The sequence below is a fragment of the Bradyrhizobium sp. WSM4873 genome, from assembly GCF_055811355.1.
This window is the reverse complement of sequence record NZ_JBVVPS010000031.1, coordinates 1-25,479: the sequence shown is the minus strand read 5'-3', so window position 1 is coordinate 25,479 and position 25,479 is coordinate 1. Positions and strand designations below refer to the sequence as shown.

Here is a 25,479-nt window from a genome sequence, read left to right as displayed (position 1 = left end):
GGTCTTTCGATCGAAGCAGAAATTGTTCAAGCCACGCTCATCGAACCGGTCTGGCAGGCTGCCGGTTGCGGCCACACGAATTTTCAGTTCGTGTCCGCGAGTGACGGCCAGCGCGGCGCTATTTACTGACGCAAATCCAGTCACCACGCTGGCCGGGGCCGGCAGCCTGCCGTTCGTCTCGATCGCGCTGAGGAACCCGATATCGTGTAAAGATTGCAGGACATCATCGAACCACCACAGTGGTTCTGAGCACGTTCATTGCTTGTGCCATGCAGATGATGGAGCGTCTACTACAAGATCCGGTAGATGCCAAAACCAACTTGAGGCTCTAGGGTCTGGCCGCGTTTCCCCGCCGATCATCATCCCGAGAAGTGAACGCAACCGGCACGATGCTCAACCAAAGGGCGGAACGGCACAATATGACTAGCAGAACCTGGGGGCTACCCTCGAACACCTCGGTCAGTATTCGCTACAACTGACGGGAGGCGTATGCCCAGGCAAAAATCAGCTTTGAAAACGTCAACCTATCCAGGCGATCACGGCGTGCCAGAGCAGATCCAGAGAGGATTGCGCTGAGTACGCCATCGTCGAATTTGGAAAAATTCACTCGTCCGTGAATGGACCGAATACAGAATTCGCCCTCGACAGCAAGCGTAATGTGATGCCAAAGAAAAAACAGCACGTCGATCTATCGGACCAGAATCTCTTGAGTCTTATCCTGCGGCTCGCCATTCCGTCTGTTGTTGGATTATCGATCCATGCGCTGCAGCAGGTCGTCAACGCGATCTTTGTTGGCGCCCTAGGCGCGCAGGCGATCGCAGCTGTTAGCATGACCTTGCCGATCGTGGTCCTGCTCGCCGCAGCCGGACAGGGGATCGGTGTTGGAGCAGCGTCGTTCATATCTCGTCATCTGGGCGCTCGTGAGTACCTAGAAGCGAGTCGAGGCGCAAGCACGGCACTCGCGCTCGCCGCTCCGATCGGTATCATAGTCACCCTCACTCTGCTTCCAAATCTGCCAGGGATATTTGCAACGCTCGGAGCAACCCCAACCATCATGCCCGTGGCGCTCGACTACGCGGGAACGGTTTTGTTGGGGTGCACCCCGATGCTACTAAATACCGTCAGCGGGTTCATTGTAAGAGCCGAAGGCTATACACGATTTAGCATGTGGGTGATGATGACCGCGTTTATCCTGAACGCTGTGCTTGATCCCGTCTTCATATTTTCACTTGACCTTGGCGTGCGAGGCGCAGCCCTCGCAACGCTGGTGTCTCAGATCTCTGCTGTCGGACTGTATATCGCGTATTTTACGAAGCTTGGCGGGACGGTTCTCGTCAGGATATCTCACATATCATTGCGAGCAGACCGCATCAGACAGCTCGCGTTGGTAGGCGCGCCGGCGACAATGACGAGTATCTTATCTGCTCTTGCCGTTATGCTCTTGTACGGAGCTGCTGCGCCGTTCGGCGACGATTCCATCGCCGCGGTTGGAATAGCTGTGCGTATCTTGATGGTCGGCGCACTGCCTATCACCGGGTTCTGTATTGGCGCTCAAGCTATCCTGGGTTTCGGTTGGGGCGCACGCGACTATGCTCGTATATTGAGGGCTGCGAAGTTCATGCTCTTCGTGACGATCGCATTCTCGGTGCTGTATTCTGCGGCCGTTGTGATTTTTGCAAGGCCTTTAGTGAGCCTATTTAGCGACAACGAGTACGTCACCGAAATTGCCGTCTCGACCTGCATCGTGTTCCATCTCTTCTTTGGACTGTTTGGGGTGCAGAGTTTCGTGACGGCAATGCTTCAGTCATTTGGGAGAGCGCGCCTCAGTGCAATTGTGTCCTTGGCCAGGCAGGGGTATCTCTTCATACCGGCCGTACTGTTATTCCCGCTGGTAGCGGGCTTTAACGGACTGTTAGCCAGTCAAGCGCTCGCAGAGCTTGGCGCCGGAATAATCGCTCTCATCGTCATGTTCAACCAGTTCGGCGAGCTCAGACGAGCGCTCCGCCACGGTCCTCAAGAGCGATCGGGATAGCGGGTTGAGCTGAGAACGGATATGATCGAGGCACAGATCATTGGGCGCTAGCCTCCTGGGAGGCTCGCCGTTAAAGCGTGATGGGACTAGCTTCGATAGCCTGAGTTTTTGAGGTAGTTGGCGCATTCTTCGGGTGTAAATGCATAAAGGAGTTCGCCGATGGCGGCGCAGACCGCATCGACGGTTCGTGCGGCTGCCTTGCGGAGCAGATGCTTGAGTTTGGCAAAGACTCGTTCGATGGGGTTCAGGTCGGGTGAGTATTTTGGCAGGAAGAAGAGCTTTGCTCCGGCGAAGCCGATTAGCTGGCGCACGGCTTTGCTTTTGTGGCTGCCGAGATTGTCCGGGACGACGATGTCGCCGGGCCGAAGGGTCGGCAGGAGAACCTTCTCCACATAGATCCGGAAGCTCACGCCATGATTGGTCCCTCGATGAACCATGGCGCATCGATCCGGTCATGGCGCAGGGCCGCCAGAAAGGTAATGGCTTTCCAACCCATCTGGCCCCGAGCAACGCTGCCGGTCTCATCGACCCGCTTCATCCAGCCGATCGCCGTGCTGATCGCCACTCCAAACTGCTTGGCGGCCCGATTGCGCGCCCTAACGGCCAAATTAAGGGCGTCAGCTCTTACGGCATTGATATCGGCGAAAGGCTGGAAGTCGAAGCGCCCCAAGGCAGTGGCAATGTGGTCGGCCGTGAAGCGGGGGTGATCTCAATCGAGAGCTGACTATCACACCAGTAACATGCGGTGTTTCCGAATTGGTGAATGGAAATGCGAACCCCCTTTGCGCTTTGCTACTCTATGGCAAGCAGCTAAATGCAATGGCGCCAATACAAAAGGTGATGCTAACTTTTGCTACAAACCAGGTAAACACTGGCACGGTCATCGACAAGGCCTACAGCCAGAGCATCTTGATTGACCTTACCTTATACTCAAACCGAATGTCGCATACGACATAAACAACGTCTAGGAGTGGGGAAACTTCAGCTGGGCCCAGTCGATACGACGGATGAGATTCTGACGCGCGCAGCTGCCTCTCGGCATCGGATGGGTTTTCCGTGCCTCAGTGCCGTCTTGAATACGGCAGCGAACGAACGAAAAAATGTTGGGCCAGTGTTCACCTGCGGGACTCGATCACGCCTCGTGAATGTATCATCAGGTGAATCAGGCCGTAACCAGCTATCGGAGAACTTGCACATCTTGATCGGGCTACCGGCCGAACAGGATGTGAAGATTGGCGGAGGCCAGGACGGCCCCACGCGAATGGTTAGAATACGTTATCGACGATGTCTTACGTGTTTGCTGACTTTGCCCATCACTGCCCCTGGCACTACGGCCGGGCGCGTCCGTATAAGCACGACTTGAAGAGAGGCCGGAGCACTGACCTATGGACAAGCGGCCTCTCGATCGTGGCGCATCGTCTCATCCGCCGCATCGGGTTGGAGACAGGGCGATGGCGAGTTGGCTGTGGCATGACCTTCGTAGGTTGATCCTCTGGCGTTGTGCATCGACTCGCGGCATGCTCGTGAGCCCTTCGCGTACAAGGGCAAGTGCAGAATCGCGGCTCATGCGGCATTCTCGGGATAACGGGTGCTCTCGTGCAGCATCTGCAAAACCGCGCTACGGTTCAGAAGTCCGCGGTCGATCGCGATTTCGATGAAGGGCCGCATTTGCTCAGCGGCTGTAAGCACAAGTGTCGATACCTGTTCATAACCAAGGCGCGGTACGAACACGGTCGCAAGAGCCGAAGATTGCATCAAGTTGCTGAGCGACCGTTCCCGGTCTGCCCGGATCCCCGAGATGCATTGGTCGGCAAATATTCTGGCCGATCGCGTCAAAAGCTCGATCGAATCGAAGAGGCGCGAGGCGATGACTGGCTCGAAGTGATTGATTTCGAGTTGGCCGCTCAACGCTGAGAGAGATACTGCGGCGTCGTTGCCCACGATAGCGAACGCAACTTGCTGGATCATCATCGGCAGGACTGGATTGAGTTTACCTGGCATGATCGAAGAACCGGGCTGGAGAGCGGGCAACCGCAATTCGCCAAGCCCCGTATTTGGCCCAGAGGAAAGGATGATCAGGTCAGAGGCGATTTTCGCCATTACCTCTGCTGCGATGCGGATTTCCGACGACACGCGTGCGAAGGCGTCGGCGTTCTGCATGGCATCGAACATGTCGTCGCCTGGGCGTACCGCGTGGCCCAAGATTGCCGCAAGATGTCCATAAACGGCACGGCGATAGCCCGGCACTGCTCCGAGCCCGGTGCCAATCGCAGTGCCTCCGAGGGGAAGCACCATCAATTCCTGGCGCGCCACGGACAGCTTCAAGGAGAGCCGCTTGATCGCTGATGCGTAACCGCCGAACGCCTGACCGAGCGTCATCGGCTGGGCGGCCTGCATGCATGTGCGGCCGACGCGCAATACGTCAGCGAATACAATGGCCCGCTCCGAAAGAGCGGCCGCCACCTGGTCCAGCGCACCCACCAGATCGCCGGACTTTTCGTGCGCCGCCAACTTGAGCGCCGAGGGCAGCACATCGTTCGTCGACTGGCATAGGTTCACGTGATCATTTGGATGGATCACGTCGTACCGACCGGGCTTTTCACCGACAATTTGCAGGGCCCGGTTCGCCAGAACCTCGTTCATGTTCATGTTGATTGATGTGCCGCCGGAGCCTTCGAGCAAATCGATGATAAACTGCCCATCGTGTTTACCAGCAATGACCTCGTCCGCCGCCGCGATTAGTGCTCCTGCTACTTTGGCGTCGAGGGCTCCGAGCTCACGGTTGGCCGCCGCGGCAGCGCGCTTGATGCGCGCTAGTGCCCGAAGAAGTGCCGGCTGATCACCGAGCTTCTGGAGTGAGATGTCGAAATTCTCGCTCCCACGCAGGGAGGCCAATCCGTACAGGGCGCGCAGCGGCAGCTCGCGCGTTCCTAGACTGTCTATTTCGGTGCGAGTCGCTGACATCTCTGATCCCGGGGTTCGGACGCTACGCAAACAACTCTCTCCGAGGACGGGCGAGAGTTAAAGCTAAGATCGGAGATGTTATGGAGGCTAATAAGTATGATTAATTAGGGTTATATTGTCCGTCGAGAGTCCGGGTGGGCCACCCGCAACGCACCGGCAGGCGGCGTCCTCGTGAGCGAGCGGATCCAACACGATGCTGCCGACGGAACGAGCCATCCAGGGAATTTGAGCCGCGATCTGGGGCAAGGTCCAGTTCCGCAGGAGCACACGAGTATCATCCGCTATTCGCGCAGCCAACGTGTCTAATCCGCCTTGCTTAGTCACCAACGCGATCGTGCGCGAGAGGCCGGTCGCCGGCAATGGCATGACTTCGAGCGCCGGTCGATGGACGGCAGCCTGCAATATGCACAGGGGTGTTGTAATCGCCACGCCCATGCCATTGGCGACCATCGAAAGTAGCGAGTCCGACGTGTCGAACGACATCGTCTGCGGATGCTCTATCCTTAGACGCCGGAGATGACGTTCAATTTGCGTTCCCATGTGCGAACGCGCGGTGTAGCGGATAAGTCGGTGCTCGAGTAGTAGGTCGTCCAGTGGACGATCGCGAAGAGTATCCGCCCAGGCAATCGGTGCTACCAGGAGGAATGGCTCGCGCAATAGAGGTAAGCGGGTAACTTCGTCAACGCCCTCCATTGGATCCGATGTGACAGCTGCATCGATCTCGTTGCGCATCAATGCCTCGGCGTGCGCGGGTACCAGCCCCGAATACGCGCTCACGCGAAGCGCGATTGAACCCGCCATGAGGCTGCGGACCAACAGTGGTCCCACTGTGGACGCGAACGTGTCGATCATCCCGAGCCGAAGGTCCTCGCGTTCGGGACGCGCTGCGGCGGCCCGCATTTCCTCGACAGCTCGTCCGACGCGCAGGGTTATCTCGCGCATGTGGGTGAGCAGAGCTTGCCCCGCCTCCGTGGGCTCAAGGGGACGACGATCGCGACGGACGAGGGACGCGCCAATATGCGCCTCCGCGCGCTTCATCGCTTGTGAAACGGCCGATTGAGTGATGCCAAGTCTGAGGCCGGCCGCGCTCATGCTGCCCTCTTCGATGACGACGGCCGCGACTTCCAGTACACGCAAATCAGCCAAACTAAACATAGGAAGCTTACGCTAATGGATTTTTATCGGGTGTGCCACTAGTCCGTTTTCTCAGTTGCGGCGAGTCAATCTACTCGACAGGTTGGCGCACCGGAAACTCGCGCTTACTGCGCAAACAGCCGATTCCAAAGCCGCAGCGGTGGAAATGTTCGATGACACTTCATTTATCCACATTTCCGACCGCTCCAATTTCGGCGCAGAGTTCGATCCGGTGTGTCTGGAGAGTCCGCGCCAGATGACAACATTTCCGGGTGGCGGATCGGCGGCCCTGGCAGGTCGCCACCCAATTGTGCAAGTTCGGTCAAGTAGAATGCGGGGGTTCCAAGGCGACCTCGTCGAATGCCGACGTCCTTGATGAGTTCATCGAGGAATACGATCTCGGTGTCCGTGAAGGCGATCTTCGGTGATGCGTCCGGGCCGTACGATTGAGCATGATGAGCCAGAGGACGCGCCAGCTGAGAGGGCAGACGACCGCCATCAAACTAGCGAGCCGCTCCGCGGTCCGCAGTTTTGAGTCCTCCGCCCTGCAGCCCGATTTTAGGAGCTTCTGGAACAGCTCGGTTTTCGTGCACGCACCTATTGTATCATGGACGTAGCCGCGCCTCTCTCTATCAACGATGAGTGCGCCGCCTTTGTCCACGAGGTCAGAAGTTGACGCGATGGCCGCCGCGCATGAGCTCCCTCTTGAGCCTGTGGTTATGGCCGACGCAGGCATCGATGTGTAGGTGTTCGCGGATATGGGTATCCGCAGACACGTCCGACGAATGGCCGATGATCCAATGCGACGACCATCCCGAAACGAGTGAAGCGACCTGCCACAATGCGTTCAAGCGCGTAAACTTGATCTAGAGGCCGCGCCGATCTTGCGTCTCGTCTTCGGCACCATCATGCGAGTTCATTGACAGTAAGCCGAGTTCTAGACCATGGCCTGGAGATCCCAGTGGGTCTAAGGACGCAATTGATCGAAGTCGATGCTTGGAATGCAATTGTGATGCTGGTGAGCGCTCAATCAGGAAAGCACGCAAATAGACATCGTCAGCTTGCTCATTCGCGCAGGAAGGCGATGATGGCTCAGCTGCTCGGCAGTGCCTCGGAACAGCCAGCAAAGAGCGCCTTCGGTTGAGCGCGATAGGACCGATCATCGAGAAGCGCGTCACACGCCAGCGTGAAGACGCTCACGGGATGAAGAAGGCGAGCTTGTCCGTCTGTCGGGTAGCGTCAATTATGATGCTAGAATGCGGGGTAATCTCAGGACAGAGACATTGTTGTGTGGAAAGAATGCAAAAGTGTCCCGCAGTGCAGTAGACCGCTCGACCGAATGCTCCTCGCAATGCCGCAACGGCGCAATCGCTCGAGATGTTCGCGTACATCGCGAGAAACTTCGATGCCGAGTTCCTCAACGAGTTCTCGGGCAAGGCCTGGCGTGGTGTTTCACCCCCTTTGACCGGTCCGCCTGGCTGCACGAACATTTTGGTCAACGCTCGCGTACCAGCGGAAGGTTTCGTGCGACATTCGTGGTAGGGCACGCGGCGATCCGCGCGGTGCGCACGGCTGCGGCGTTATCCATCAAGCAACGCCCCCTTTTTTAGATCACCCTCTGGGGCTGCTTGCGGGAGAACTATCAGCAGAGGGATGATGACGACCATACCAGCTGCCAGCATCACTCCTGATGGGCCGGCTACAGTCAACATCTGGGCGCCAAGGACGGCTCCGAAGCCGATGGCCGAATTGATGACCGCCGAGTGCATCGCGGCAGCAGTCATCACTGTCGAACCGGCGGCGCGCAGGATCCAGGTCTGGAGTCCCGCGAACAGCGCCGCGACGGCAGCGCCCCAGATGACCAGCAAGACAAGGACCCGGCCTGTCCCCAAGTGGGGACCAAACCATCCAAGGCCAACGAGCGCCAGACACAGAGCAAGCAGCCCCGCAGTGATGATGGGCTTCATGAAGCGGTCGATGAGGACGCCCGCCAGGATGTTCCCCAGGAATCCTGCTCCGCCAAAGCCGAACAACAGCGCGCCGATCATGACTTGGGCAACGTTTGGAATCTCGCTGAGGAATGGTTCTATAAATGTGTACGCCCCGAAATGCGCCGCCGCCATGAATGTCGTTACGGCATAGATCCCCAACAGGTCATGCCTGCGGCAGACTGATCCAAGCTCTCTCCATCCCGCTGGCGTCCCGGCCTGCATTTTAGGAAGAACTGCCACCATCAGGGCTGAGGTGATCAGTCCGATGGCGCCAATTAATCTGAACGCTGCACGCCATCCGCTCACCTGACCGACGAAGTTCGCGAGCGGCACGCCAACAACGGTCGCCATCGAGATCCCGCCGAATACGATTGCCATCGCAACACCCATACTGCGGGACGGCGCAATCTTAGACGCAACCGCAGCCGCCATGGCCCAATAGAAACCGTGAACGACAGCGCCCACCGTGCGTGCCAGCAACAACCCTTCGAAAGTGTGAGACATCGTCGCCGCAAACGTTGTTGCGGAAAGGATAAGAGTCAAGGCGATGAGTAGCGGCTTGCGAGGAAACTTCTGAAGCAGAACGGGTGACAACAGACCGCTGGCAGCACCGATCCAGGCATAGAGGGCCACCGTGAGCCCGACCGCTGCCTGATCTCGTCCGAGGTCGCGAGCAATCTGAGACAACAGTCCGATAGGTGCTATCTCTGCCAAGACGATGTGAAACGAGGCGATGCCTAGCACGATGACGGCGAGCCAGATGCGGAGCGAAGATTCTGTGCCGTCACTCGTCATTATTAAACATCACTGTACGAAGGATCCGCCCGTTTGATTTGTCGATGATCAGCCGCTGCTTGTACGCATTTTTCATCCATGGACGTGGCGCCGCATGGCACGGGCGTCTCTCCGGATGTTAATCGACCTGCATCGGTGGTATCCGATCGTTACGGTTGCATGGGTCGTTCTCTCCATCAACTGCGAGAGTTGATAGTTGACACACGACAAACGGCACTCGGTGTCCTCGACTGGCGTCCTGAGTGGGACTGTCGTTCCGGCCGGCGTCGTGAAAGAGGGCCTGACCTTACTCGAAGAGCTGCGTCGCTCGCCACCAGGCGCTGCGCTTCGCCAACCCCGCCAAACGAACGGTGCAATAGCATCGTGATGCCTTTCGTGCGTTCGGACGGCCTGCAGATTGCCGAGCTGCCAACACCGAGGAGGAGGTCTCACTCACGATGTCCCGGCACTGCTTCGGCAGCTTTAGCAGGGCGCTCGCAGATCATGATCTCCGGGGAGCCGCGATTGCCTCGCCTGCGTACGCGCGCGCTGGGTGTCAATCGGCCCTTTAATTGCGGTTTGTTGTCAAAACTTACATTTCTGAACTCGCCCACGGCACGGTGGTAGTGCTCGCGCCGTCGGAGCTGGTCCGGATTGCGGAGACGGCGCGGGCCGGCTGATACGTGCATTAGATCGCCGGGGCTGGTTGAGGTCTTCGCTGGATCATGGTCCTTTCCAAGTCGCGCAGCGCCTCATGATGATGTCGGGGTCGGGCGCCTCAACGTTTGCAGCGGAGTGCGGACGAGCCGCCACCGCCTGATTGACCGAGGCCGCCACAACACCGTCCCAGCGAGACATCGCCAGTCCGGCAGACCGGACCAGGAACTCTACAAGATCGGATCAGGCTTCCTTCCTCTGGCCCCAGTCGAACGATGTGCCGTAGACCCAGATACAGTGAAGAAGGATGGCGAGTTTGCGCGCGATGGCGACCTTTGCCTTTCGAATGCCAATCCGCTTAGCGAGCTTCATGCCCCAAGCCTTAAGAGAGGACCATTTCTTCGTTCGATGAAGCAGGACGATCGCCGCCTCGTACAGGTAGGTTGGGAGAAGACGGTCGCCCCATCCTGATTTCTTGCCCGGTTTCGCCAGAGGGGTTGCGTCGAGGCGTAAGACCCAGATAGGCGCCGACGCTTGATACCGATCGGAAGCGCGATGTTTCAAGGTGCCGTCGCATGCGCTGGTTAAATTAGGAGGACGGATCGAGCTTTAGCATTGATGCTAGCAGCCGCTCCGGCTTTGAATCCTCAAATGGGCTTCAACGCTCGATGCCAACGGGCCGTATGTTGGTCCGTGCGAGGCACGGATCGGTGGTGGACGCCTGAAATGTCCCGGCTCAGAAAAAATCCCCTAGGAATTCCGATAGGTGAGTTCGGCATTGCCTTCGTGCATCTCAAAATTTGATTTTCAGTTCTAGCCGGTTCGCTGCGCCAAGAGGATTGCCAACCTCCAGGACGAGAGGCTCTAGGTCGGAGAGCGATCCCATAATGGCGTGGCGACCGGACGAGCACTCAACCAAAGTTGGCCCCGCCCAATTAAGGTAAATTCAATCCAGCCCTGCCCCGACAATTATTGATGTGAGGTAAACGATCATCGCCGCTGCGTGACGAGCTATCATTTCTCGGCGAGGATCATCCAGCACTTGAAGGGCGACTACGCGGTTGCAGCTTCAGCGTACGCGCCAGGCGTGTGGCTGAGAAGAGCGCGGCGAGCGCATGCACAAACGCGGCCGCAGGTGCGGCGTCGTGCTCCCCGAGATCCCCGAAGACTCCTGATGGAGTGCGTTGACGAGCCTGCCCAGAATCTACGAATTGCCTGGTTGTGAGCCCTCGAGGCTGGCGACCTTGACCGGATCCAACGTCCGGCGAAGGGAGACGCGCAGCAATAGCCTGATATCGTAGCCCTCTCGACTCGAGAGTCCTTGCTTCGCTTCCCATCCCTTCGTTGGTCCACACTGTTGAACTCGCGCCGCAGCACGGTATCGGGTTTGATCAGCGCCGGCGCCACCACCTCCAGTCCAGGATGATCGGCGAGGATGACCTTCCGACCAATAAGCCGCTCGCGAGCGCCTTCAAATCGCGCTATGACGAGCGGGCGGACTGACTGTTACCCGTCTACCAAACGGGACAAAGAGGCGATGCGCTAGCGAGCATCGCTAGCTACGTTCTCTTGTATTCGGACCCGCGAAACGTCGAAAATTGGCGAGAAATGAAACGACCCCAGTGCTTAAAGCGGCTGGGGTCGTTCCGAGGTAAGCGCCAGACTTGGGCGGGGGGCTGAGGCCAGACGCCTACGACATGAAATCAGACACGCAGATTTTCCGCACTGCTTTTACCACGCCTCGGGTCGACTTTAAGCTCGTAAGAGACTGCCTGCCCTTCCCGCAGCCGCTCCCATCCGGCTGAATGAAAGCCGAAACCCTTCGTCGCATTTCACAACACCGCTCGCCACTCCCGTCTCCCATTTGAGCAATACTGTAGAGTAGTTCTGGTCGGACCATTCGGGCGGCAACGATTCGCGCACTGACGCACAATCTCCGCTGCTTCGGCGTCAGCGTAGTTCGCTTGAGGAGTTCGAGTATGGCGAGCCTGGGCGATCATGCTTTCATGCCAGAGACCAGGCACAGCCGACGGGTTTGACCCAGGTCGCATCGTTCTGATCTTCCATCCTGTTGCGTCACTTGGGCGACGAAGGTCACGTGGGTGGGTTCTCCTAGCAGGGAAGCCGCGAATTTCATCGGCCCAAATGGCTCATCGGCCACTATTTTGCGGACAAGCAGCGGCCTCGCAACTACCAAAAGGGGTAGCTGGACGAGCGTACCGCACCAAATTAGCATGCTCCCATGACTGTTCGGAGAACATGGAAGATGAACTGGAAGAAGGAACTGGAGGCGCTGGTTCAACAATCCGCGGCACTCCTAGAACGCGCACGGAGCGTAGCGCCTATTCCAAAGCTGATAGCACCCATCGCGCCAATCGCAAAAGCTTCCCCACCCGATTCTCCCCCGCGGTTGAGCTGGGACACCTCCGAGCGAGAGCACATCAGCAAACGAGTTGCGAATTTCAGAGCGCATCAAGAGCGCGTGCGCCGCGAGCGCGACGAATATTTTTCCCGCACGATGCAACGGACACGGGATCTCGCGAGAGGCCACGGCTCCGACGAACAGATGTAGGCGGTCGGAGAGTCGCGCAACTTTGCTAACAATCCGCCAAATCGCGCCAGAAGAATCGACTGCGGCCGACCACCGGCTGGGAACGGCGAGTAGCCGTGAGAGTCGTACGAGTCTCCAAGAGACGCCCGTCACAGCCCATCTGAGGATTGCCGCCCGCTGAGGATTGCCGCGTGGTGTCCTCACGCCATAGGTTGCCCTCGTACTGGATGCGCTGGGGGGCAACCACGCGATCGTTGTAGTGGCGCCGCCGACGCCCACACGAATCTGGTGCATGGATTTCGCACCGCCGAGAAGGCGTGGGTGTTGACCCTGCCCCTCGGGCTTAATCCAGTTTGAAGTTCGTTCTGGCCGAAGACGAGGACCAGAGCATGCAGCACGTTCGAGATCGGAAGGCCCGATCTGCTGGCTCGGCGCGTGAGGCAGAGACACGAGATGTGCGCATCGGGGAAGAATTGAGATCAGACGCGCTTCACTGGAGATCGCGATAGGCATTTTGCTGCATCGGACGGTTGTTGTCGCGCAGTGTGAAAGCACGGAGTCGACATCGTCCGCGATGATCGAGACGCTGGGAGCGAAATGACGAATGATGATCGTCGTGCACGGCATGACTTGGCTCACGATGTGTCGCATCGGAACGGTGATGTTCGAGGGATGGAGCGTCTGAAGCTGTGTCGAAAGCGCTCAATGATGCGCATGACGCCACCACAATCCGGACAGGCAGGAACTTCGGCCCAGGTTTGAGCTTCCGAATCCACAGGCGGCGGCTGGCTGTCGTGTGGGGCTGTCTCATGATCGAGAAGTTCGCGGCAAAGGGCGAGCTTGGCAGCGCGATTGGTTGGCCATGAAGCCGAAGTGGCGGATGCGATGGAAACCGTCGGGCAGCGCATGAAGCAGGAAGCGGCGAATGAACTCGTCGGGCTTGAGCTTCATGATCTTTGTCGCGCCGTCCCGGCGGTAATCCTTCCATGTGAAGGCAACATGATCGTTGTCGGGTGCGACGAGCCGGCTGTTGGCGAACCGCGACGCGATGGGTGTAGCGGCCGAGATAGGCCAGCACCTGTGCGGGTCCGCCGAAGGGCCGCTTGGCGTAAGCAACCCAGTTGACGCGCTGCATGGCTTTGATGCGACCAGCGAAAGTGTCGAGTTCGGCAAGAGAAGCAAGATCGCCGAAGAAGCGCAAGGCGCCGGCGTGGAAGGCCCCGATCAGGCGTTTGAGAAAAAGACAGCGAAAGAGCCGGGACAGCGGTTTGACGGCCAGGAAGAAGTTCGGTCGGCTGGCGATCCAGCGTGTTCCATCAGGTGACGGGCCGCCGCCCGGCACGACACAGTGAACGTGGGGATGATGCGTTAGCGATTGTCCCCAGGTGTGCAGGACCGCGACGCCGCCGATCTCCGCGCCGAGCCGGCGCGGATTGGCAGCAAGCGGCGGTCATCGCCTCGGCGGCGGCCCTAAACAGGATGGCATAGACGACCGCCTTGTTTTGGAAAGCAATCGCGGCGACGCCGCGCTAGGCGAATTTGGCGATCTGGCGGCCAAGCGCAGGGAGATGGTACCACTCATTGCGGCTTATTTCGCGGCTGCCGGCAAGAGGCGAGATGCGATTGTCGATGTTGCAGCGATGGCCGACTTTGCCGCGCTCCATTCGCTTACCGCCTCTATCGCGACGAATATTCAGACGGAGGTGGAAACGCTGGAGGCTGAGGCGCTGGCAGATGACAAGGCCGCGGCCAACGATGGCAATCGCGCTGTGGATCGGGCGCGACGCGACGCGCTCAAGGATCGCAAGAAATTTTCTGACGATCTCGCCGTGGTTCTAGCGCGTCTGACGGATTTGAAAGAGCGCCGCAAGCTTCTCACATGCTGCGATGTCGTCGAGACTGGTTCAGTCTCCCGGCAGATGACATCGCTGCGACGCAGCCTCGTCATGGAGAATCTCGAGAAACGCATCGTTGCCGAGATTGAGGCTTTGGCGCTGACGCACATTCCGTTTGCCGTCAATGATCGAAGCCAGGATGGGCAAAGCTATTTCGAGGTTGGGCTCGACGCGGCCAAAGCCACCCCGAACAGCAAGGTTCTGAGCGAAGGTGAGCAGCGCGCGCTTGCACTAGCCTGTTTTCTGGCAGAGGTCGGCGGAGACACATCGCGCCAAGGTATGATCATCGACGATCCGGTATCGTCTCTCGATCACGTTCGCATCAGGCGGGTGGCCGCGAGACTTGTGAAAGAAGCGGCCGCGGGACGCCAAGTCATCATCTTCACGCATAATCTTCTGTTCTTCAATGAGGTGGTTGACGCGGCCGCGCAGGCCACTCCAGCGGTCCCTTTGGTCCGAAACTACATCAATAAATCGGAATCTGCTGGCTTTGGTTTGATCAGCGAAAGCGATGAACCATGGATTGCTCAGTCGGTGACGAAACGCATTGAGACGCTCAAGGTGCGGCTGAAGGGCTTTGATGGCGTTGCGGATTTCACGACAGACACATGGCGGCGGCTTGCAAAGGACTTCTACACCGATCTCAGGGAAACTTGGGAGCGATTCGTTGAGGAGGTCCTGTTAGGAAAGGTCGTTGAACGACTCAACAGCGAGGTCAAAACACAGAGCTTGCGCATGGTCGTTGTCGAAGATGACGATCATAAGCAAGTCTACTGGGCGATGAAGCGCGTCTCGGAACGCTCAGGACATGACATGGCGGCCGGCAAGGCGATCCTCGTTCCGACACCAGCCGAGATGAAAAGTGATCTCGATGCAATTGACCAATACCGTGTTGACGCCAACAAGCGGAAAAAGGATGCTGAAAAACGCCGTGCTGAGTTAGAGAAACCTCCCAAGGCGACTTTATTGTAGGTCGAATTGTCCTCTCGATGCGTTAACAGATGCCAATCGGAGATCGGAAGGATGCTTCCAGGTCCGACCTAACAACATCCAATCTATTCCCGCGGTGATAAAGCGAAGATTGACGCGGCAGAATCGACTTACCTTGAGACGTAGCCCGGCCCACGCTGCCGCAGACTCGCTTGCTCCCGCAGCTGGGACAGAGACTCGTCCCACTCGTGGCGCGCACGGTGATCACGGTCGTCGCGCCATCACAAAAGGCGCTTTCCACGTCAAATCCGCGAGGGACCACGGCCGACGGACGTAGGGCTCGCTGCATCATATTGATTCCTTTGTGAAACCAACGCGAGCCGACGCTTGAACTTCATCAAAAGTGATGGTGTGGGACGGCCCTTCGAACCGGCATCAAAAGTGCCTAACGTGGTCACATAGGAGAGGCGCCACAAAGGAAGGACCGTTCCATGAGAAAATTATCACAGTGGATTTGGATTTGGCCAAGTCGATCTTTCAAGTTCACGGCACCCCCGAAAACGGGAGAGCCGGTTCGTCGCACATTGCGGAGATCGCAGGTTCTACCCTTCTTTCGGAGCCTCCCAGATAGCTTGGTAGGTATGGAGGACTGTGCGAGTGGCCATCACTGGCGCGCGAGATAGCGGCGCTGGGCCACTCTGTCCGCATGATGCCGCCAGCTTACGTGAAGCCTTACGTCAAACGTAGCCTTCGCGACGGATAGCCTCCATCGCGTTCCGCCTGAATTCAGGGCCGCCGACATATTTGATCCTCTCATGTGCGTTAGGTCTGTCAGTCTTGTTTATGCAACGAAGGCGCACTCGTTTTGCCATGGTGATGCCTCTCGCCTCTGCAAAGCCATTGGACCAGCTTAGAGACTGGTCGACGACGTGGGGCCGACCGATTCTGGTAGTTGTCCTAGGCCGTTTCCTGATGGATGTATCCCAGCGTCAGCTTCTTCCGCCGCTGAGGCTGAGAGCGTCGAAGTTAGCGGCGCGTGGTAGGGACAGCGCTTCTCTCTGATTTTTGCGCCGGGTCACTGGCCGCTAACTTCAACCTTGGGCGATCCAATTGGGCGGTGCTCGCCAGAGGTTATGCCAATGACCGGTGTTCAATACTTCGTCACGCGCTACCAGGGCCAATGGGCGGTCTCGCTCAAGGACGTGTACTCCGCCCCATATGCCACTGAGCAAGAGGCCATCAGTGTCGCGGTAGAAATTGCCCACAAACATGGGCAGGCAGGAAACGACGCGCAGGTTCTAGTCCAAGGCTACGACAAAAGATTCAGAAGCGAGTGGGTATATGGGCGCGACCCGTACCCACCAGGTTAACCGCGCGGGCCAACGGATGCACACGTGTGAGCGGCACATTACCTCACGGCGGCGGCAGGGGCTTGCGGTGCTTGCAGCCAATCAGGCCCCGGCGGCCGATCAGACTTGAGTTTGGCAGATCGCCACGTCGCGACGTTCGATGCCGAGGACCCTCAGGACGTGCTAGGCATCCTCAATTGCGTGAAACTCGACTCCCCCCGGCATGAGGAGGCACGGAAGATCGCTGGGCGCATACGCGCGCTTCTAGAGAGGAAGAAGTTAGTGCCTCCCAAACGAACCAAACCTCAGACGCTACAGCGGCGCGAACCCAAAGTTACAGCGCAAACACCGTGAGTACAACGCAGTTGCGCATCGGGCTGCCGATCACCTTCATACCTTGATCGCGAACAAGCGCTCGATGCACGTCATGAGACCCGCCTCGATCTTGCGGCGGATCATCAGGTAGAATTCGGCAATGATCTCGCGTGCCTCAACCAACGTTGGCATGCCAGATTCGCTCGCCGCGAGCGGAACGGTCTCCGCTTTCGTGAGCAGGTCCCGCCCGATTGCCATGAGGCGCGCGATGGTTCCGGCCGAAGGGATCCTCTGAAGGTTTTGAGTGTCGGCCCTTCCGCATCCTCAACATCGTCGGCGACGTCCCCAAGGAATGCCTGGGCGCCATTCCGGACACGTCGATCTCGGGGCGGCGCGTGGCCTGCTAACTCAGCAATCGTCGAGCGATGCCGCAAGCCCGAATGATCGTGTCCGATGGCACCGAGTTCACCTGCAACGCCATGCTTGCTTGGAGCAAGGACGCGGCCATCCACTGGCACTTCGTTACTCCCCGAAAGCTGATGCAGAACGGCTTCGCTGAAACGTTCGCCGGGCGGATGCGTGACGAGTTGCTCAACGAGCCTCTGTTCTTCGATCTCGCCGACGCCCGCACCAAGATTGCCAATTGGGTCGCCGACTACAATCGCCAGCCTCCCCACTCGTCGCTGATATACTTGACCTCCGCGGCCTACGCCGCTCACCTCACCGCAACGGACCATCGGCTGCGCAACCTCGACCAGCTCCGCCGATCGTCCGTTGCTCAACCCGCGCCACTTGGCGTACAAAAACCCCGAAACTCTGACTGCCGCTGACCGAAAATTCAGTGGCAGGTCACGTTGGCGTCAATGATGACGGCCCTCATCAAGCTATCGCGGTTGCCGAGCGCCCGCTTCGGAATGTGCTCCGTTCACGCCTGAAAATGGGACTGCAATGAATCCTCAAACGCAAGAAACGGTCGCGTCGTGTTCCAAGCAAACCCTACAGGCAAGCCACTCGAATCGGTTGGCTCCTCCGTGGGTACTCTAGAAGCGCGCGTATGCGCGCTGCGATCTTCCGTGCCTCCTCAGGCCCGGGGTCGAGCTTCACGCAATGGAGGATGTCTAGTACCGCCTGGGCCTCCTCAGCATTAAACGTCGCGACTTGTCGATCTGCCAGGCTCAAAGACTGATCGGCCGCCCGGGCCTGATTGGCTGCAAGCACCGCAAGCGCCTGCGACCGCAGTGAGGTGATATGTCGCTCGAACGTGTGCATTCCGTTGGGCCTGCCAGGTGGCGCCGCAAGCGATAGTGGCCAGCCCGTCCTCGAAGACTGAGGCTGGCCACCTTTGCTCCCGAGAGGCTGGAATTCTCAAGGTGCTCCCAATATGTATTCTGAGAAGAATTAGAGAGCACCTACCGGCACCGGTGATTGCCGCATCCCCGCGTGCCTGTCATATTAAAAGACTCGGCCTGCAACTGTTCGAGCTGGCTCCGCTCATAGGAGTAACGCCCGTCCTGGGGCCGAAGTTGTAGCGGCAATCCAAGCATTCACGGACTACGTCCCCAAGCCAAGCCATACACCGGCAGAAGCCGCCCACTGGTCACAGCGAACTGAAGGACAGCTGGCCAATTGGCGTTCCCAGGTTGAGGTTATCTGCGCAAAACGCTCGCCATGAAACTCGCAAAGATTAGGGTTGATGCGAAAGCACCAACATTCGACCAAAGCAATAGTCGTCGTGGCGGAGCCGGGCAATGCCGCCGATGCTGAATTGCGCGTGAAAACCGGACATCAGCGGGCGCTTGGCTGCACGTCTACCTCCACCGCGCGGACATTCGCAGCGACATCGATCGGGCCGAGCGAGGCGCTGAATGCGACCAGCGTAGCCCCGAGCGCCCAAGGCGTACCGGCAATCACGAGCCAAGGAAAGATGAGTGCAAGGCCGAACCCACCGATCAGAATGATAGCTTTACTGCCGTAGCGCGCACTCGACAAGCCGATCAAAAGCACCGCAACGACCGAGCCAAAACCCAGGAATAGCAGCAGAAAGCCGAGAACGCCCTCATCGACCGCCAATCGCTCCTTCACGAACGGCACCAGCGGCCCCAGGGCGCCATACCAAAACCAGCGGCAAAAAATGCTAGACGCGTTGCAAGTCGCGCGGCCGGCCGATCCGCAGACATCGTTTAGAAACTCCGGAGCAAATTGCTGGCGAGCGCAGCCATGTAGGGCAATCGAGACGGAATAGTCCACCCGCCAAAAATGAGGGGCACTGCGCACAAGCTCTTGGTCTGTTCAACTTTCTCACGCGCCGGGCCCGATCGCCTCTGTATCAGCCTATCGGACCGTGGACCTGAGAGCCGGCTCCGCAAGTTTGAACAGGTCGATAAGTGGAGTTTCTGCCTGACAGCGGGCACGCTGGTGCCTGCGAATCAGGAGCGACGATGCTCTTCAAAAACGCCCGAACTTCATTCGCCGACAGGCGCGTCGATCTGTATGCTTCAGGGAAGGCATGGGTGCACAGCCGCCATCGCACGCCGCATTTCATGGTTTTGTAGTTCGTTCGTAGTGTCGTCGAAATGCACGATGCGCGCGAGCATCCCCATGATTGTTTCGTCGTGACGCGTCGATCCGTTACAGGGTCCGCACGCCGGAAAGCTGTAACCCACCGGCCACTGCCTGGCGTCGAAGATACCCCGCGCCGGAACGTGGTCCTCCGTTTGGCTCGGAGTATCACCGCCACAAAAGCAGCAAACAGGGTGAGCAGCCAGAAACGCTTGCTTGCGCCGTCTCCTCTCTCCCAGATTGAGTCCCGGATAGTAGGGGTTTGGGGTAGCGCCGGCGGGTGAGGTTTGGCATGTGCCCATTTGAAGCGGAGCCGGTGACTCGCGGCAATCCGGCACGACCCGGATCGTATCCCGACCTAAACGTCGCGCGACGCCAAAGGCTGGTCGAGCGGCCCCTTCCAATCTGTAAAGTCGTACCCGCTCCACCATCGACGGAGTGTTGCTTGCATTCCTTGCACTCGAAACGGCCGTTGCCTACGACCGGCCGCTCTACCTGGATAGCGCTGGGAAGCGCCCCGCAAAACAAGCAACTAAAAAAGACGCGCATTAGTCATCCCAGGTCGAGTTGCACCCGGTCGTTGGGTCAACGGGAGGGCCTTAATAGAAAGGGCGCTTTGTATCCTGCGAATTCAGGCCAAAAGTTTGTGAACTTGGGCCAAACATAGCCGTGATCATGATGCGGCGAGCGTTAGATTAAGTTTAAAGGCTTTCTTTACCCTCACTCAGGTTCCGGCCAACCGGTTATAGCCAGGCGGGGGCTTTCGCGCTGATAGTAGTCAGACTGCCGCTGCTGGGGGCCAAACGGAGTTGTCCGAATGGGTGTCGCAGGCTGGCGCTTCGCGCGGGTGAAGAGAACTGTTATTGGACGGCCAGCCGTTATCGCTGTGCTGGAGAAGCTGCCGCTTATCTGCCCGTTGGTGCTTGCAACTGTCTCGCTGCTTATGATCGGGATCGCACTCTACCGCGATTTGCAGTGAGGGGGGCTTGCTGACCTGGCTCATCGAGCAGAACAGTTTGTCGAGGTGTTCGGCCAACTCAGCCTCGGCGCGGGTGTCGGCCGGCTCAATGACGTGCCGCCGCCGTTGCTGGCGCTTGTAGCGTTACCGGAGCTTGAGGCCGAGCTACTCGCTGTGGAGAGTGCGCGGTCCCGATCAGCCGGCTCTTTTTTGAAACTCTCGCGCCATCACCGCCGTACCTCTTCGCCTGGGAATTTCCTGCTGTTCGGGCCAGTGCGTAAGCCAATCGCCCCCCGGTCAACATACTCGACCGGGGGGCGTTGTGCGTTTGTGTCTGATGGGTCAGATCGTCTTCTTCCGGCGCGCTTCAGCGGCTGTCGCATTTCAGAGTCCACCGGACCAGGGTGCGTGCTGCGCGCGCGGTGCCTTCTCCCGTCGCAGCCGGCGCAGGTCGCGGACTTCGGGTGGCGGGACGTAGTCGTATATCAGGTATTTTTCTCCGTCGACCAGCGCCGGCACCAGAGCCAGGCTAACCCGGACGTGCTGCACCGGGCCGTAACCGGATAACGTCGGCATCAGGATGATCATGCTCGGTGCCATGGCGGCGCAAGTGAGCGCGTCGCGACGTTACTCAAGTCGGGCAAGCATGGCCGCCGGAAGGCTCGCCAGATCGCGGCGCGACTCCGTAATGGGTTATTTGGCGCGCGGCGTGGACGATCCTTCAAAAACAACTGGCGTTGCGCGGCGTGCATTCACTGGCGCCATCTGACTACGATGAGATCGTAGAGCACTCGGTGGAGCAGCTCAGGGAGCTGGAGCTTAGCTTGGCTGCACGCGAATTGGCTGGCAAGTCAGAGCCGGAGTGACTAAGCGCGGCCGACGCAAGCCCGGCTCCGTGTCCGGTCTGCCTCCGGTTGTGTTGCAAAACGCCGGTTGAGACGACTCGCGAACTGTGATTCCGTTGGTTTGAGGCGGCATTTGCGGGAGCAGCGGATGTTAGGTCGGCAGGAGAGCGGTCAGGGCCACTTCTTTTACTCCTTTGATCTCGACAAAGTGGTGCTGGTTGATCACCTGGTACGGCAAATCGACGGTTTTCTGGACCTGAGTTGGGTGCACAACGAGCTCGCTCCATTCTACTCCCACACTGGCCGGCCTTCGATTGATCCGGTGCTCATGATCCGGATGCTGGTCTTGGGCTACGTATTTGCACTTCGTTCCGAGCGTCGGCTCTGCGCCGAGGTCCAGGTCAATCTGGCTTATAGATGGTTTTGCAAGCTCGGCATCGAGGATCCTATCCCTGATCACTCGGTGTTTTGCCGGGCGCGGCGCGAACGCTTCCGTGAGAGCGATGCCTTACGCCGGGTTTTTGAACGTGTAGTGGCGCTGTGTATTTCGGCGGGGCTGGTCGGAGGCGAAGCGTTCTCAGTCGATGCGAGCCTGATCAAGGCTGATGTGAACAAGACTAGGCGACTTCCCGGCGACCAGCCTATTACCTGGCCAAAGGCGGAGGAAGCATCCCATGCCGTGCGCGAGTACATCGCAGCGCTTGATGCCACCGACGGCGATGAAGACGGCGGCGGTTCAAGTGAACGCAGCCGTCGCCGCAAGCCTCCCAAGGAAGTCTCGCTCACCGATCCGCAAGCAACATGGGTTACGAGGCCGGGCGTGGATCCATTCTTTGCTTATGATGCGAACTATCTGATCGACAACAAGGCCGGGATCATCCTCGATGCGGTAGGCACGCGCGGGTTGAGATTGCTGTCACCCAGATCATGGTGGACCGTGTTGAGAGTCGCTTCGATCTGCGCCCCAAGAGATTGGCAGGCGACACGGCTTACGGCGCGGTCAGATTGCTCAAATGGTTAGTGGATCGCAAGATCACGCCGCACGTTCCGGTGTGGGACAAGTCGGCACGCCCCGATGGCACCTTTAGCCGAGCGGACTTCGTCTTCGACAAAAAGCGCAATGTCTATGTTTGCCCGGGTGGCGCGGAACTGACCAGCACCGGCAATATCGATCAAGGTCACATCGTTTACTACAGGGCCAGCAAGAGCGATTGCTCTGGCTACGCCTTGAAGCCCAAATGCACGACGGCGGTCGTGCGCAAAATTACGCGTGACGTCAACGAAGATGTGCGCGATCATGTCCGTGCGCTGGCCAATACGGAAGCCTTCGAGCAATCGCACCGCGAGCGCAAAAAGGTCGAGATGCGGTTTGCTCATATGAAACGCATTCTCAGGCTCGACCGGCTTCGGCTGCGGGGCCTGAATGGCGTCAGGGACGAAGTGCTGCTCACAGCCACCGCGCAGAACCTGAGGCGGCTGGCCAAGCTAATCTGCCGTCCCCCGCCACAACTGGCAGTCGCGTGCTGAAATCCACCAGCAAAACGGAAACCGCCGACACCCCGTACCAAAAAAACCGCCGAAACTCCAAAGCCAAGCTCGCCCCCAAGTCAGAAACGAGTTTTGCAACACAATCCCTCCAATAGCCGACATTGCACGGACCTCACGCTTGTTCGGCTAAAGACAACGTCGGATCCTCACGGTCGGCAAGGCGCCGACCGGCCGCTATCAACTCAAGATGATGAACGGCAAGGGGCCGGAGACGCGCGACTTCGACAGGTCGGCGACAATCCGCTTCAGCTTCCCGTTCTCTTCCTCAACCTGACGCAGCCGCTTCATCTCCGAGGGCATCAAGCCTGCATACTTCTTCCACCAGTTGTAGAAGGTTGCCTCGCTGATCCCGGCCTTGCGGCAGACCTCGGCCACCGCCGAGCCGTCTTCAGCCTGCTTCAGCACGAATGCAATCTGCGCCTCTGAAAACTTCGATGCCTTCATGGAATTCTCCTCTCCCCATCAGGGGATCATAAGTGGAAAATTCCAGTTCAAACTGGCCTAATTTGGCGGGGGCACGTCAGTAGCTATCGGATTTCAATACGTAAGGCTTGCTGCCTCAGAATGTGCTCGAACGCGAGAGGTATTGCCGCGAGGGGCGGCAACCGCGAGCCCGTCTGCTAGCGCCACTGTCGCACGGACCCTGTCGTTTTTGACAGGTGAGGAACCGCCGAGATGTGGGCGGGCATGCTCGCGACCAAAGGACGAGGGCTCCGACTATGCGACGCTACTACTTCCCGATTTTCCACAATAGAGAGACACAGGCGCACGACACGGGAGCGCAGATCGCTCTGCTGAATTTAGCGGTCCAATGGGGCGCCCGGTGTCGCTCGGGATGTCGCCAGCGATCCCGACTACGATTACGCTAGCGGCGCCACGCAATCGTGGTCGACGCCTCCGTTGCTGAGATCGCTCGGCATGCGTCGGTGGTGTCGGCGGAAAGACCCCCAAACTGCCGAAGCGCCTTGTGGCCTCAGTCAACGACCTGAGGCGCGGCGGGTGTTGTCCTAAGCAGCTTAACCGCCCGAGTGGGTTGAACGACCGGTCCTGGGCATCATGCAACCGAAGTTTAGACCAGGCAGCCACTAGCAAACTTTCTGAGCGGCTTGATCCGGTTTATCATACCCGTTTTAAGTCGTCACTGAGGTAGGAAGGTGTAAGGGCAAGTCTGAGCGAGCGCGGACACTCGCTGTTGCAAATCAGTGATTTCATATTTCACGTCATGCACCACCGGCAAGATCAGCCGGTTCTTTTCGGCGCTGCACGCATAAGTGCTTTCGAGAGTTTCTTCTTCAGCCGTGACACGTTGAAGGTAACAGGGTTCTTTTTTAGAAGGATCGAGGACTGCGGCTGCCTCAAAACAAATGCACCTCTAAGTTGCTGACGTGTCAAGGACGTTGGGCCGAGGCGTTCCATACGCGAGGAGACTCCGCGTCAGTGCTTTGAAGTGCTGTCCTTCGCGGTCATCGACTGCGCATGTGTGCTGATATCGGCAAGCAGCTATGGTGGGTTGAACGTGGCATGTTGAGGTATCCGCGGCCACTACGACCAACAATGCGACGCTGAGGATTGCCCATTTCCAGGATCCGCACAGCTCGGAAAAGCGGTCAGTTCCGCTCAGGACCTTCAGTGAGAGGCACCACGTTGTCCATGTGGACCGGAGCTGAGCGTGTGCTTTGCCGCTTCACGACCTGTTCAAGCACAAGAGCCTCTGTTGCGAGCTCATCTGCCAAGCGTCGGAAGAGGTCGTGCTTTTGCGGTCGCTTGCTCGGCTGCTCATAACGGCCAAATCCGCAGCATCGGCGCGGAGCTTGTTCAATTTTTCCATGAGGTCGTTCATCTTGTCGCCAGATCCCAAATCCATCTCACCCCCCGGCGCTCTACTCTCATCTGTTGATTCCAAGCCTCTGCATCTTAACAACGACCGCGCGAATTGCTGCAATCGCCTCGCAACAGTCGCGCCTAGAGAAATGTTCGAACCGAACGTCGCGTTAGGTTGCGGCCTTGCAGATCAGCCCAGCGCTTCATACTGTCTCACACCAGAGATGGACATGCATGAGGAGCGGCGCATCCAGATCGAGCAGGAGCTTCGCGGAGCCGTCATGGCCGATTTTATCGAGCTGCACTACGCGGCCTTGGTTTCGCTCAAACACGATGCATCATCCGGTTCGAAGCGCGGCGCGCTGGAAAACAGGATTTGGAGGCATGTTCCGCCGGAGGTGCTTATTCCGACGGCAGAAGAAGCCGGATCATCGCGCTCGGAGGCCCGCTTTTTCGCCGCGCCCGTTTGGATGCCAGTTGGACGGCACGACCGTAGCGCTCGCGCGGGCGGCACTGGTCAGGGTTGCGGCGCGGGTGATTGTAGTTTGCCGGCCAGGCATTGGGTCGCTCGGGCTGGTTCATGTTTTCCTGGGTCACGGTCCTCTCCGAGATCGCGCAGCGCCTCACGATGATGTCCGGGCCGGGCGCCTCAAGGTTTGCAGGGGGAGGGCCGAGGCGTGACCAGCCGAATGAACGAGGTCGCCTCAACAGCTCGGCCCATGCGAGAATGGCGTTGCTGGTGAGCTCGCTGCCGTTGTCGCTGACCACCACGCTGGGCTTGCCACGCTCGATCATCAGCCGGTCTAGTTCCCGCGGGGCTGCGGGTAATCCTTAGGGCGGAGACATTGGCTAGAAGGCATGCCAAAGCACCTACCTGGGTTGGCAGGTTGCTAACTATCCTGCCGTGCGTAGACTTCTCGAGCGACGATTTAGCGTTAATAAGATCACGTTGCAATCTCAAACCGTGCTTTCGGCTGCTTGCAGAGGGCATCCTTCGATGAATCTACATCCATCCAGCTCACGTCCTATCGGTCCTGCGCCTTCAATTTACAGCTCTGCGCTCGGAAGCGGCATCATGAAGGCTGAGCCGGGCATCACCTCGGCGCATGCGAGCATTCGGGCAAGAACCGTCTGGACGATTGTCCTCGGCTTTGCC

The 25,479-nt window shown here is 58.6% G+C and carries 11 protein-coding genes and 9 pseudogenes; 9 read left to right on the top strand and 11 right to left on the bottom strand.

All coding sequences use genetic code 11. From position 1 onward, the window contains the following. Nucleotides 1-661 precede the first annotated feature (661 nt). Nucleotides 662-2,032 (top strand): MATE family efflux transporter, encoded by a 1,371-nt coding sequence (locus AC0L21_RS30330; RefSeq protein WP_473265315.1) that lies wholly within the window; start codon nt 662-664, stop codon nt 2,030-2,032. A gap of 86 nt (nt 2,033-2,118) precedes the next feature. Here AC0L21_RS30330 and AC0L21_RS30325 read toward each other — a convergent pair. After that, nucleotides 2,119-2,522 (bottom strand): annotated as a pseudogene (locus AC0L21_RS30325) (transposase); the annotation flags it as partial. Here AC0L21_RS30325 and AC0L21_RS30320 point away from each other — a divergent pair. Beyond that, complete coding sequence (locus AC0L21_RS30320; protein ID WP_438743030.1) at nt 2,487-2,756, top strand: hypothetical protein; 270 nt, start codon at nt 2,487-2,489, stop codon at nt 2,754-2,756. The pseudogene AC0L21_RS30325 and the gene AC0L21_RS30320 overlap by 36 nt on opposite strands. Before the next feature lie 839 nt (nt 2,757-3,595). On the opposite strand, the gene AC0L21_RS30315 is transcribed toward AC0L21_RS30320, so the two are convergent. The 5 genes and pseudogenes from AC0L21_RS30315 to AC0L21_RS30295 all read right to left on the bottom strand — a co-directional run. Further along, a complete protein-coding gene (locus tag AC0L21_RS30315; protein WP_473265313.1) occupies nt 3,596-4,996 on the bottom strand; it encodes an aspartate ammonia-lyase in 1,401 nt (466 codons plus the stop codon). Nucleotides 4,997-5,083: 87 nt separating this feature from the next. Next, complete coding sequence (locus AC0L21_RS30310) at nt 5,084-6,151, bottom strand: LysR family transcriptional regulator (protein ID WP_473265310.1); 1,068 nt, start codon at nt 6,149-6,151, stop codon at nt 5,084-5,086. A 1,559-nt stretch (nt 6,152-7,710) separates the two neighbouring features. Continuing rightward, the gene (locus AC0L21_RS30305) at nt 7,711-8,916 is read right to left on the bottom strand and encodes an MFS transporter (protein ID WP_259217615.1); all 1,206 of its coding nucleotides are present in this window, start codon (nt 8,914-8,916) and stop codon (nt 7,711-7,713) included. An 879-nt stretch (nt 8,917-9,795) separates the two neighbouring features. Continuing rightward, nucleotides 9,796-10,105, bottom strand: a pseudogene (locus AC0L21_RS30300) (transposase); the annotation flags it as partial. Nucleotides 10,106-11,255: 1,150 nt separating this feature from the next. After that, nucleotides 11,256-11,384: pseudogene (locus AC0L21_RS30295) on the bottom strand (cold-shock protein); the annotation flags it as partial. Nucleotides 11,385-11,818: 434 nt separating this feature from the next. Between AC0L21_RS30295 and AC0L21_RS30290 the strand changes: the two are divergent. Further along, on the top strand, nt 11,819-12,124 hold the full coding sequence (locus AC0L21_RS30290; RefSeq protein ID WP_473256331.1) for a hypothetical protein: 306 nt from the start codon (nt 11,819-11,821) through the stop codon (nt 12,122-12,124). A gap of 614 nt (nt 12,125-12,738) precedes the next feature. Here the strand turns inward: AC0L21_RS30290 and AC0L21_RS30285 are convergent. Then, nucleotides 12,739-13,626, bottom strand: a pseudogene (locus tag AC0L21_RS30285) (IS91 family transposase); the annotation flags it as partial. 45 nt (nt 13,627-13,671) lie between these two features. Between AC0L21_RS30285 and AC0L21_RS30280 the strand changes: the two are divergent. The 4 genes and pseudogenes from AC0L21_RS30280 to AC0L21_RS30265 all read left to right on the top strand — a co-directional run. Beyond that, nucleotides 13,672-14,970, top strand: coding sequence for an AAA family ATPase (locus tag AC0L21_RS30280; RefSeq protein ID WP_473265407.1), 1,299 nt, complete (start codon nt 13,672-13,674; stop codon nt 14,968-14,970). 457 nt (nt 14,971-15,427) lie between these two features. Continuing rightward, nucleotides 15,428-15,685 (top strand): annotated as a pseudogene (locus AC0L21_RS30275) (IS110 family transposase); the annotation flags it as partial. 376 nt (nt 15,686-16,061) lie between these two features. After that, entirely contained in the window at nt 16,062-16,298 is a 237-nt protein-coding gene (locus tag AC0L21_RS30270; RefSeq protein WP_473265306.1) for a DUF2188 domain-containing protein, read from the top strand. A 593-nt stretch (nt 16,299-16,891) separates the two neighbouring features. Then, nucleotides 16,892-17,323, top strand: a pseudogene (locus AC0L21_RS30265) (integrase core domain-containing protein); the annotation flags it as partial. 1,013 nt (nt 17,324-18,336) lie between these two features. Here AC0L21_RS30265 and AC0L21_RS30260 read toward each other — a convergent pair. Further along, nucleotides 18,337-18,769: pseudogene (locus AC0L21_RS30260) on the bottom strand (MFS transporter); the annotation flags it as partial. Nucleotides 18,770-19,968: 1,199 nt separating this feature from the next. Between AC0L21_RS30260 and AC0L21_RS30255 the strand changes: the two are divergent. Continuing rightward, complete coding sequence (locus AC0L21_RS30255) at nt 19,969-20,130, top strand: hypothetical protein (protein WP_167552270.1); 162 nt, start codon at nt 19,969-19,971, stop codon at nt 20,128-20,130. A gap of 363 nt (nt 20,131-20,493) precedes the next feature. Here the strand turns inward: AC0L21_RS30255 and AC0L21_RS30250 are convergent, their stop codons facing one another. Beyond that, a complete protein-coding gene (locus AC0L21_RS30250; protein WP_473265303.1) occupies nt 20,494-20,697 on the bottom strand; it encodes a hypothetical protein in 204 nt (67 codons plus the stop codon). A 405-nt stretch (nt 20,698-21,102) separates the two neighbouring features. On the opposite strand from AC0L21_RS30250, the pseudogene AC0L21_RS30245 reads away from it, so the two are divergent. Continuing rightward, a pseudogene (locus tag AC0L21_RS30245) lies at nt 21,103-22,481 on the top strand (IS1182 family transposase). A gap of 243 nt (nt 22,482-22,724) precedes the next feature. On the opposite strand, the pseudogene AC0L21_RS30240 reads toward AC0L21_RS30245, so the two are convergent. Both AC0L21_RS30240 and AC0L21_RS30235 read right to left on the bottom strand, forming a co-directional pair. Further along, nucleotides 22,725-22,946, bottom strand: a pseudogene (locus AC0L21_RS30240) (transposase); the annotation flags it as partial. A gap of 1,779 nt (nt 22,947-24,725) precedes the next feature. After that, nucleotides 24,726-25,118, bottom strand: coding sequence for a hypothetical protein (locus AC0L21_RS30235; protein WP_473256434.1), 393 nt, complete (start codon nt 25,116-25,118; stop codon nt 24,726-24,728). Nucleotides 25,119-25,479 lie beyond the last annotated feature (361 nt).

Coding starts and splice junctions, on each gene's coding strand:
- AC0L21_RS30330 (WP_473265315.1), top strand. CDS start 662: ATGCCAAAGAAAAAACAGCACGTCGATCTATCGGACCAGAATCTCTTG.
- AC0L21_RS30320 (WP_438743030.1), top strand. CDS start 2,487: ATGGCGCAGGGCCGCCAGAAAGGTAATGGCTTTCCAACCCATCTGGCC.
- AC0L21_RS30315 (WP_473265313.1), bottom strand. CDS start 4,996: ATGTCAGCGACTCGCACCGAAATAGACAGTCTAGGAACGCGCGAGCTG.
- AC0L21_RS30310 (WP_473265310.1), bottom strand. CDS start 6,151: ATGTTTAGTTTGGCTGATTTGCGTGTACTGGAAGTCGCGGCCGTCGTC.
- AC0L21_RS30305 (WP_259217615.1), bottom strand. CDS start 8,916: ATGACGAGTGACGGCACAGAATCTTCGCTCCGCATCTGGCTCGCCGTC.
- AC0L21_RS30290 (WP_473256331.1), top strand. CDS start 11,819: ATGAACTGGAAGAAGGAACTGGAGGCGCTGGTTCAACAATCCGCGGCA.
- AC0L21_RS30280 (WP_473265407.1), top strand. CDS start 13,672: ATGGTACCACTCATTGCGGCTTATTTCGCGGCTGCCGGCAAGAGGCGA.
- AC0L21_RS30270 (WP_473265306.1), top strand. CDS start 16,062: ATGCCAATGACCGGTGTTCAATACTTCGTCACGCGCTACCAGGGCCAA.
- AC0L21_RS30255 (WP_167552270.1), top strand. CDS start 19,969: ATGGGTGTCGCAGGCTGGCGCTTCGCGCGGGTGAAGAGAACTGTTATT.
- AC0L21_RS30250 (WP_473265303.1), bottom strand. CDS start 20,697: ATGATCATCCTGATGCCGACGTTATCCGGTTACGGCCCGGTGCAGCAC.
- AC0L21_RS30235 (WP_473256434.1), bottom strand. CDS start 25,118: ATGATCGAGCGTGGCAAGCCCAGCGTGGTGGTCAGCGACAACGGCAGC.